The organism is Endozoicomonas sp. ONNA2, from assembly GCF_024606365.1.
Taxonomy (GTDB): Bacteria; Pseudomonadota; Gammaproteobacteria; order Pseudomonadales; family Endozoicomonadaceae; genus Endozoicomonas.
This window is the reverse complement of record NZ_JAHHPO010000807.1, coordinates 1-1615: the sequence shown is the minus strand read 5'-3', so window position 1 is coordinate 1615 and position 1615 is coordinate 1. Positions and strand designations below refer to the sequence as shown.

Genomic DNA, 1615 nt, shown 5'->3' with positions numbered 1-1615 from the left:
TATATTTCTGACTCCTTGTGCCGACACTCCCGGCAACTGCTCCTGCGTTGCTCTACTCCTGCATCCATGCAGTCGGCGGCTATTCTCGGACAGTGATATCATCAACGCGACTTTTGGGCAGCGCCATCAGCCTGGCGGCACGGTGAATACCTGCATAGTTAAAAAGTCAAAGAACGGCTTGACCTCTTGGTGCCATCCATGTGGGTAGCAACTCTACCGGCAGAAATAGTGGCATAACTCAGTTCATTATTGACCACAACCACCATTTTTGTTCTTTTTACCAAAACGAACAACGTCGTTCAGTTGACCCGCAAATGGCATATATCCACCATCGTGGCTCGCTACTTCAACACCGTTCACATACACAATGGCACGGTGGGTGGCACTGCCAAAGCGGACGAATACATCACGGTCCTGCCATTCTTCGGCAATGTAAAGCTCAGTTTCGTACCAAACATCACCGCAGTGATCACGTAGTGCCTTGTCAGTAGTGATGTCATTGTAGCTTGATGGTACTGCCATCAATGTGGTGTCGGTCAGACCATCTTTCCATTCATTGGTGCGACCTTCAGTTTTCCTGTCTGCGCGGAATTTCCAGATGCCGCTGATGTCGATGATACGACGGGTTCTGGTTTCGTGTGGGTATAAAAAAGCCGTCATTTTATGCTCCGTTTAACAGCCAGAAAAATTGATTAAAACCTTGGATGCTCCGGGCTCTGATCTGCCTGAGAGTGTGAGAGTCGTTAATAGCAGTAGTGTTCGCAAAGAGTTTCAGACCAATAGGTCAAACCAAAACTCACTACCGAACATATTTGTGGATTTGTGGATTTGTGGATTTGTGGAATGTGCTGGGGCATTTTCTTATTCTTGTGAGTCCAATTGTCGGCTATGCCAGGAGGCTGTCCGAGAATAAACTGCCCTACTGCGAGCACCGGAGTGTACCGCCAGGGAGATTCACCTTGACGAGATCAATGATAGTCACTTTGTTGCCTGTGCCATGGCCGGGAAAGGTTGATTCTCTCAAAAACGACGACCGGCGTTTAGTAAAATCACCGATGCCGGTTTGATCAAACTGAATATTGAACAGACTGCCGTTACTAAAAACCTGCGATAATCAGGATTATCCGGGTTTATCTACATCGTCAACGCCACCGCTTACCGGAGTAAGACTTACGCAGCTATCCTGTAGGGATTAACGATGGGTTTACCGTGGCAGGAACCTTCTTATTATTTTGTTGTCCGAAAAAATCTTCGGGGCATAGTCAATCACAAATCTGGCACGAGTGATTTAATGGACAAAACAACCAATGAAGCTGTTAACTACCACTCCTTTCCAAATCAAACAATAACCGATACTTCATTACTTCAGGCGGGAGACAAAAGGAAAATATCGGTATGTCCCGATGACGAGGCAGCGCTTGAGCAGCCTTTCGCAAAGCCAGGAAAGTTGACAAAATACCACCCAACGCCTGAGTTGGCACAAAGGCCTGCCGTTGCCTGTCAAGTTACCTGTCACTTGCCAAATGATCACTCGCCCGCCTGTTCCACCGATCAGCAAATGATTCATCAGAGCCTGAGCACCGGTGAGTTCTGTTTTGCCAATGACCCATTAAAC

General features: G+C 47.4%; 2 protein-coding genes. One reads left to right on the top strand and one right to left on the bottom strand.

The window, feature by feature from the left end; all coding sequences use genetic code 11:
• Window positions 1-246: 246 nt before the first annotated feature.
• Window positions 247-660, bottom strand: coding sequence for a sugar-binding domain-containing protein (locus KDK14_RS14320; RefSeq protein ID WP_257265851.1), 414 nt, complete (start codon window positions 658-660; stop codon window positions 247-249).
• 631 nt (window positions 661-1291) lie between these two features.
• On the opposite strand from KDK14_RS14320, the gene KDK14_RS14315 reads away from it, so the two are divergent.
• A partial coding sequence (locus KDK14_RS14315) for a hypothetical protein (protein WP_257265850.1) occupies window positions 1292-1615 on the top strand: 324 nt, incomplete at its 3' end.